This window comes from Novosphingobium piscinae, assembly GCF_014230355.1.
Lineage (GTDB): Bacteria > Pseudomonadota > Alphaproteobacteria > Sphingomonadales > Sphingomonadaceae > Novosphingobium > Novosphingobium piscinae.
In genome coordinates this window covers 371249-377554 of record NZ_JACLAX010000002.1, presented here as the reverse complement: position 1 = coordinate 377554, position 6306 = coordinate 371249, and the positions used below count along the sequence as shown (strand labels likewise).

The window sequence follows — 6306 nt, the reverse complement described above, 5'->3', positions numbered from 1 at the left end:
CCGCGGCAGCGCTCGCCGGCCTGTCCGGCACTGCCCGTGCCGCCGACCAGTTCAAGCAGGTTGCCGACGGCGCGGCGGTCGAGTGCAGCGTTTCGGCGCACGAACTCACCCGTTTCGCGCTGGTCGACGACCAGTTCGCCAGCGTCTCGAAGATCTCGAGCGGCACGCCCTACAATGACTTTGCCGTGACCAACGAGCCGGTGCGCGGCGACATCTATGTCTCGGTCCCCGAGACCTATGCCGCGCGCACGATCAGCTTCTTTGCCACTACGAAGAAGGGCTTCGTCTACAAGGTCGCCTGCCGGATCGAACCAATCCCGGCGGCTCAGGTCTTCGTCACCAATCCGGCGATCGCGCGGAACAAGGCCGCCGACTGGGAGGGCGAGACCCCGCCCGAGACCAGCGCCGTGCGCCTGATCGAGGCCATGGCGAACGACCGGACGATCGACAGCTTTGCCGTGCGCCAGGCGAGCACGGCTCCTGTTCGCGCCGGCGAGCTCGAGGTCCAGCTCCTCGCCGAGTACCGCGGCGCGAGCCTTGCCGGAAAGGTCGTGCGCCTCAGCAACCGGGGCGCGAAATCCGTGACGCTCAAGGAAAGCGATCTTGCCCCGCGCGGCACCATTGCCGTCGCGATCCAGACGGCTCTGCTCGCGCCCGGCGCGAGCACCACCGCCTTCGTCGTCGGTACAAGCGAAGAGGGCGGCCATGACTGACCAGACCCACCCCGATGCGCCCATCCCGCTCGGCGCCGAGGCGGCGGCAGGCTCCGAGCTTGCCGGTCTCAACGCCCGCACGGCGCGCCGCCAGAAGCTCCTCCTCGGCGCGATCGGTGCGCTCGCGCTGGTCGGCGGCAGCTGGTTCATCCTCGGCGGCGAGGACAAGGCGCGGCGCGGCGATCCCGATGCGGCGCAGACCATCGACACGGCGGGGCTCGTCAACCGCGACCTTTCGCAGCGCGAGTTCGTCGCGACCTACGGCAACCGGCTCGATGCGGTCACCCGCGAGCAGAAGGCGCTGAAGGACGCGAGCGTTCCGCGCAGCGAGGTCGAGGCCCAGCTCGCGGCGCTGAAAGCCGAGAACCAGGCCATGCAGACCGACGGGCGCGCGGCGATCGATGCGATCTCGGCCGAGAACGCCGAACTCAAGGCGCGCCTCGCGGCGCAGCCTGCTGCCCAGGCTGCGCCTCCCCTGCCCCCGCCAGCCTACGGCCCCCAGGCCGGTGGCTACGATGCGCGCGGGCGTGCTGCTCCCGGTCCAGCAGGGTCCGATCCGCAAGGCGGCATGGGCGCCCCAAGCGAGGTCAAGCTGATGAGCTTCGGCACGGACAAGGGCGCGAGCGGCGGGTTGAGGGTCGGCCGCGCCGAGGCCCCGCCGCTCGTGGTCGAGGACTCGCCCGACTACCTGCCGCCCAACTCCTATGCTCCGGCGCGGGTGATCGTCGGGGTCGATGCCTCGGCCGGCGTCGCCAGCCAGACCGATCCCCTGCCCGTGGTGCTACGGATCACCGGCCCGGCGCGTTCGGTGCTCCAGAATGGCAAGGTGCTCACCACCCGAATCCAGGGCTGCGTGGTCAACGGCGCGGCGCGCGGGGACCTCAGCAGCGAGAAGGTCTACGTCAAGCTCGCCCGGATGACCTGCGACCAGCCCGGCGGGCGGGTCGCAGTGAGCGAGGTCAAGGGCTTCATCAGCTTTGCCGGCAAGTCCGGGGTGCGCGGCCGCGTGGTCAGCCGCGAGGGCAATCTCGTCAGCCAGGCCCTGCTCGCCGGGATCGTCGGCGGCTTCGGGCGCGGCTTCTCGGCCAATGCCAACCGGGTCTTTACCGGCACCGCCGGCACTGCCGACGGCGCGCGCGCCAAGCTCTCGGCCGGCGACATCCTCGGCGGCGGGCTCGGCCAGGGCGCTGCCGACACCGCCGACACGGTCAGCAAATATCTGATCGAGCGCGCCGAACAGTACCAACCCGTCGTCGAGATGCCGACCGGCATCGAGGTCGAGATCGTGTTCCTCGACGGCGCCTTCGTGAGGAACTCGCAATGACCGACACGCCCACTCCCACCGGCACCCCTTCGCCCTCGCGCGTTCGCGCCTGGCTGCGTCCCGCCGCCGGCATCGCGGCCCTCGTCGCGCTCTCCGCCGGCACCGGCTGGGCCATGGCCCGCATCGCTGCGCCGCTCTCCCTGGCCAGTGCCGAGAAGGTCAAGGCGGCGCTGAAGCTCAGGCTGCCCAAGACCCCGATCGATGCCATCACCTGCGAGGGGCTCGGCGGCCTGTGCGAGGTCGCCTCCAAATCGACGCTGTTCTATGTCGACCGGGCGGCCAAGTACCTCGTCATCGGCCGGGTCTACGACATGGAGGCCCGCCAGGACCTCACCGCCGCAAGGCTGCTGGCGCTCAACCCCGACCTCCTCGCCGCCGGCGCCGCCCGGCGCGGCGACGGGGACGCCGGCGAGGACCAGCGCACCGCCAGTCCTTCTCCGGCGCGCAGCAAGGCGCCGGCCAAGGTCTCGCTCGCCAGCCTGCCCGCAAACGGTGCGATTGCCTGGGGCCCGGCCACGGGCCCGCGCGTGGTCGTCTTCTCGGACTTCCACTGCGCCTACTGCCGCAAGCTCGAGGGCGAGCTCAAGGCGATCGGCGCGCGGGTCGAGGAGCGGCCGATCTCAATCTTCGGTGCGGATAGCCGCCGCGATGCCGAGCGGGTGCTGTGCTCGGCCCGGCCCGACCTTGCCGTGCACATGGCCTATGCCGGGGTCGCGCTTGCCAACCCCAGGCCCTGCGACACCACCGGGCTCGATGCCAACGAGGCCTTTGCCAAGGCGCACGGCTTTGGCGGCACCCCGGTGATCGTCCGGCCGTCCGATGGCGCGGTGATCGAGGGCTACCGCCCGGCCGCCGCCCTGCGCGCCTTCCTCAAGGCCGCGCCCACTTCCTCGAGCGAGGGATGACCCCGATGCTGCGATCCTGCCCCATCCTCGCCTGCGCCGGCTTCCTATCGCTGACTTCGGGCTGCGCCACCATCGGCACCAACGTCAAAGGCGACTTCACCTGCCGCGCCCCCCGCGGCGACTGCGCCCCGGCCCATGTCATCGACGAGCGGGCGACGGGTAGCCTCGCGCCCGCCGCCCTGAGCGAGGCCGCTGGCCCCGTCTCCGCTCGCGCCCGCGCCGAGGTGAGCGCCGCCGATCCCGCCCGGACCGGCGAACGCACCCTGCGCGTGGTCTTTCCGGCCCACGTCGATGCGGCGGGCATCCTCCACGAGGACGCGGTCGCCTGGGTGGTGGTCGAAACGCCGCGCTGGCGCGGCGAGCTCACCGGCCGGGAGAGCGCGGCACGCGGTGCGCCGGTGATGCGGCAGCTGTGCCGGCAGCTGAAGACCGCTCAGGCCCGCCCTGCCACACCCGAGGAGACGATGGACACGCCCAGCGCGGACAATGCCCAGATCCCCTTTGCTGCCGTCGCCGACGAGCGCCCCGACCCTGCCGATCCCGTTGGCAGCCCGGCCGCCTCCACAGATCCCGCCCTTTCCGCTGCCCCGCCGCTGGTCCTCCCCTCCACGGCGCGCGAGGCAGTCGCCGGTGCTTCGGCACCGGGGGTCCCGGGGTTCGACATGCCGCCTCCCCCGCATGATCGAGCCCCGGGGTCCGAAGCTTCGCCTGCGTCTCCGGTGTTCCCGAGCGCCGCGGCGATCGCGGCCGCCCGCGCGGCAAGCCACGCACCCGCCAGCACCCCCAAGACCCAGGAGCCGCAGTGATGACCGGGACTGTCAAGCCCCTGATCGACCGGCTGCTCGCCGGGCTGATCGGCGATGCCGAGCATGCCGAAAAGGCCCGCCCGGCCCTGATGGTCGACATGCTTTCCGACTGGCTGCCCTACCGGGTCTACGATCCGACAAGCCGGCTCTACCTCAACGCGCGCTCGAAGGGGTTCATCCTCGCGGTCACGCCGCTAATTGGCGCCGACGAGCGCACCGGCGAGATCCTCGGCCAGTTCTTTTCCGAAGGGCTGCCGGCGGGCGCCTGCCTCCAGGTGCTCCACCTTGCAAGCCCGCGGATCAGCCGCATCGTCGGCCCGTGGTTTGCCCCGCGCTACCTCCAGGGCGGGGTCTACGAGGCGATCGCTCGGCACCGCGCGCGCCGGCTCTATGCGCTCGCCTGGGAATCGGGGTCGGCCGATGCGCCGTTCCATGCCCGACACCACCAGGTGATCGTCTCGGTCGGGGTGCCGGCGGCGAAGGCGGTCAGCAACGAGGAGCTCAAGCAGATGCGCGACGGGCTGACCGCGATGCTCAAGTCGCTGAACCTCGGGGTCGCCGAAGTCGCGCCCGAGGCGCTGATCGCGATCCTCGATGACCTCACCTCGCCGACCACCGCGCCGCAGGACGATGCGCCAGGCTACAACCCGCACGATCCGATCGCAGCCCAGGCGATCCGCCGCGACATCGAGCTCGTCGTCGAGGAGGACCGCCTGCGGCTGATGACCGAGCGCTTCCGTCCGACCGGCTCCGCCCGGGACGGCGTCCCCGAGATTGGCGCGGTCTATCCCGATGTCTTCGACGTGCGGCACTTTGCGGTGCGCAGCATGCCCCAGCGCTGGGCGCCGTGGGAGTGCGCGCGGCTGATCGGCGATCTCTTCACCGACAAGCTGCGTTTCCCCTGCCCCGCCGCGACCATGCTCTGCCTCGTCTACCCCGACCAGGAGGCGGCCTCGGCCAAGGCGGGCTTCAAGTTCATGCGCACGACGAGCCTTGCCGGCACGCGCAGCGCGCGGTTCCTGCCGCGGATCGGCGAGCAGGCGGCCGAGTGGCAGCATGTCCAGGCCGAGCTCCAGGAGGGCCGCCGGCTCGTCCGGGTGTTCTACGGGATCACCACCTGGTCGCCGCTCGGCCAGGGCGACCGCCACGAGCGCGCGGTCAAGTCGCTCTACAAGGCGGCAGGCTGGGACCTTGCCGACGAGCGTTACCTCCAGCTCCAGGGCCTGCTCGCGGCCATGCCGCTCACCCTGGCCGATGGGCTCGGCGCCGACATGGAGCGACTGAAGCGCTTCAGGACGCTGCTCTCGACCACGGCGGCGAACATTGCGCCGCTCCAGGGCGAGTACCTCGGCGGCCCGCAGCCGCATCTCCTCTTCGTTGGCCGGCGCGGCCAGCCCTTCTTCTGGTCGCCGTTCGAGAACGAGGCCGGCAACCACAATGTCGCGATCTGCGGCAAGTCGGGGTCGGGCAAGTCGGTCCTCCTGCAGGAGATGTGCGCGGCGCTGCGCGGCGCGGGCGCGCAGGTCGTGGTGATCGACGACGGGCGCAGCTTCGAGCATTCGGTGAAGCTCCAGGGCGGCCGCTTCGTCGAGTTCACGCTTGCTGCCGGCTTCTGCCTCAATCCCTTCTCGATGATCGATCCGGTGCGCGCCGCCGAGGACGAGGATTACCGCCTCGACTGCTTTGGCATGGTGAAGGCGATCATCGGCCAGATGGCGCGGCATACAGCCCAGCTCACCGACACCGAGCGCGGGCTCATCGACCGCGCGGTCAACAGGGTATGGAGCGAGCAAGGCGTCGCCGCGACCGTGACCTCGGTTGGCGAGAGCCTCGCCGCGTTTGGCCACGACACCGCCGGCGATCTCGCCACTGCGCTCGCTCCCTACATGGCGGGCGGAACCTACGGCGCCTTCTTCGAGGGCGAGGCGAGCCTTGCGCTCGATGCGGACTTCACGGTTTTCGAGATGTCGGACCTTGCGAGCCGCGAGGACCTCCGAAGCGTGGTGCTCTCGGCGATCATGTTCATGACTAGCCAGGCCATGACCAGGAGCCCGCGCTCGCTGCGCAAGCTCCTCCTCATCGACGAGGCCTGGGCCATGCTCAAGGGCGGCTCGATGGGCGAGTTCGTCGAGACCTATGCCCGCACCTGCCGCAAGTACGGCGGCGCGCTCGCCACCGCGACCCAATCCTTGAACGACTACTACAAGTCGGCTGGGGCGACTGCCGCGCTCGAGAACAGCGACTGGATGCTGATCCTCCAGCAGAAGGGCGAGACCATCGCCGATTTCCGGGCAAGCAAGCGCCTCGACATGGACGACCGCACCGAGACGCTGATCCGCAGCCTCAAGCGCTCCGGGAGCGACTACTCCGAGGTCTTCATCAAGGGCCCGGAGACCGAGGCGATCGGCCGGCTCGTCCTCGACCCGTTCTCGGCGACACTGTTCTCGAGCTCGCCCCAGACCGTCGCCGCGATCGATGCCGAGCTCGCCCGCGGCCACCAGCTCGCCGACGCGATCGAGCGCATCGCCTTTCCCAACCTCTGACACCCCGAACCCAAG

At 70.7% G+C, this 6306-nt stretch carries 5 protein-coding genes; all 5 read left to right on the top strand.

The genetic code is table 11. The features are described from left to right. Positions 1 to 713 (top strand): type-F conjugative transfer system secretin TraK (locus H7F53_RS03670; protein ID WP_425498153.1); only part of this gene is annotated, 713 nt, incomplete at its 5' end. After that, positions 706 to 2037 carry a TraB/TrbI/VirB10 family type IV secretion system protein gene (locus tag H7F53_RS03665; protein WP_185678110.1) on the top strand — a complete coding sequence of 444 codons (1332 nt, stop codon included), beginning with the start codon at positions 706 to 708 and terminating at the stop codon, positions 2035 to 2037. The genes H7F53_RS03670 and H7F53_RS03665, both read left to right, overlap by 8 nt. Beyond that, positions 2034 to 2942, top strand: a complete 909-nt coding sequence (locus H7F53_RS03660; RefSeq protein WP_185678109.1) for a DsbC family protein — start codon at positions 2034 to 2036, stop codon at positions 2940 to 2942. Before H7F53_RS03665 ends, H7F53_RS03660 begins: the two co-directional genes overlap by 4 nt. Before the next feature lie 5 nt (positions 2943 to 2947). After that, positions 2948 to 3748, top strand: a complete 801-nt coding sequence (locus tag H7F53_RS03655) for a TraV family lipoprotein (protein WP_185678108.1) — start codon at positions 2948 to 2950, stop codon at positions 3746 to 3748. Next, positions 3748 to 6291 (top strand): type IV secretion system protein TraC, encoded by a 2544-nt coding sequence (traC, locus tag H7F53_RS03650; protein ID WP_185678107.1) that lies wholly within the window; start codon positions 3748 to 3750, stop codon positions 6289 to 6291. Before H7F53_RS03655 ends, traC begins: the two co-directional genes overlap by 1 nt. The last annotated feature ends 15 nt before the right edge of the window (positions 6292 to 6306 follow it).